Origin of the sequence: Moorena sp. SIO4A1 (assembly GCF_010672065.1) — a bacterium.
GTDB lineage: Bacteria > Cyanobacteriota > Cyanobacteriia > Cyanobacteriales > Coleofasciculaceae > Moorena.
The window spans coordinates 1-1,682 of sequence record NZ_JAAHHX010000552.1; the positions used below are offsets into that span (position 1 = coordinate 1).

The 1,682-nt window shown below is 47.0% G+C and carries 1 protein-coding gene; it reads right to left on the reverse strand.

Annotated features, from left to right (window positions below):
* Window positions 1-592: 592 nt before the first annotated feature.
* Window positions 593-1,682 (reverse strand): HlyD family efflux transporter periplasmic adaptor subunit (locus F6K53_RS40530; RefSeq protein ID WP_293085825.1); only part of this gene is annotated, 1,090 nt, incomplete at its 5' end.

The window sequence follows — 1,682 nt, forward strand, 5'->3', positions numbered from 1 at the left end:
GAAAAAAATGGCAAGAGATATCGGATTCTTTAGGAATTAAAATTTCATCCCTGAATAACTTCTTTCAACGTAATCTTAGGAAATTAGCCCCTGAAATCAAGAGATATATAGAGGAAGAGCTCGACTGAAAATGGTAAAAAAAAATATGTAAGTCATCAGCCATCAGCCATCAGCCTTGGGAGCATCCCATTTTTGCACATAACACTTTAAATTATGCTTTTAATCCCTAGTATTTTCGTTAGTTTGAGCAATGGATTTGCCAAATTGGGATGCTCCCTCAGCCTTTTGCCAACGGCTGAATGATTACAGAAATATAGGCTTGCCTAAATTGGTCCTTAATCTGCTCAAGACATCAACCTACATCAACACGCAAAAGGCATGCATGCCAGAAGTTTTTAAGAGGTTGTCTGAGAAGTATTATTTGCTACATCCAAGCCCCCGTTGGTCCCCCAATTTTGGGGGACTTTTAGAAGCAAATTGACTCTTGTTCCCCCCAAGCGAGGGATTGCTCGCTTGGGGGGCTAGGGGGGCAAAATTCAGTATCAAAAAACTTTTCAGATATCCTCTAAGAGGGAACAGGTTTGAGATTACATTACAAGTCGGTGACCAGCCTTGCCTTCCTGAGCAGGAATCTTAGCACAGTCTCTTCTCTAGAAATAATATCGGCTCTGCCCTCCATTCCCAATTGAAGGGAACACTGGTTTTTGCCTTTACCGAGGACATGGCTTTCTGGAGAGATCGTCACCTCGTAGAAAGCACTAGCACCACGCCCCTTCTGGCTTAAAGCACTTGCCCTAGCACCATTACTTTGGGGTTTAATAGTATCTTCGGAAATTTGGCTGACTAAACCCTTGAGGGTACCATAATCTGGATAAGGACAGGCAGATACCCGCATGTGAACCTTTTGACCTTCTGCCAACTTGCCAATATCGCTTGGTGACACCACTGCCTTTATTTTCAAGGGTGCATCACCCGGAACAATTTGGGCAATTTCCTCTCCAGAGCGCACAGTTTGACCAGGGTTGCGCAAATTTAGCTTAGAAACAATCCCGTCTGCTGTGGCAGTAATCACAGTTTGGCTGAGGTCGAGTTCTACTTGTTTAAGTTCGCGGGAATCCCGCTCTAGGTGTTTGCTGATTTCAATCCGCTGTTGGATCAGGGCTTCCCGTTCTTTGTTTAACCTAGCCAGAGTAGCTTCACCAGTGGCTTTTTCTTGGGCAATCCGTTCAGACGCGATCGCTACTTCTGAGCTGCTGGGATTGAGAGCAGCTTTCGCCCGCTGTAGTCTGGCAAGAGCCGCCTTAACCCCTTGTTGTAGCTGTTTTATGGTTTGTTTTTGCTCTTCAACTAGGCCTTTTTGGGCCTCGACCGCTTGTTCTTGCTGCTGGACCACCAGTTGTGCTTCCTCAAATCGATCCTGGGACAGGGCTCCCACTTCAGCAATGGGCTGATATCGGTTTCGCTTCGACCGGGCTGCATTTAAGCCAGCTTTAGTTGACCTCAAGTTGGCCTTAGTGGACTTTAACCTAGCCTGGGCTCCGTGCCATTGTTCCTGGGCTTGCCTTAACTGAGCCTCGGCTTCAGAGACTTCAGCCACAGTGGTAATCTTCATGTCTCGATAGTCCCGGCGGCGGCGGTCTAGTTCAGCTTCTGCGGAGGCAATAGCACGGTTGCTCCGGTTA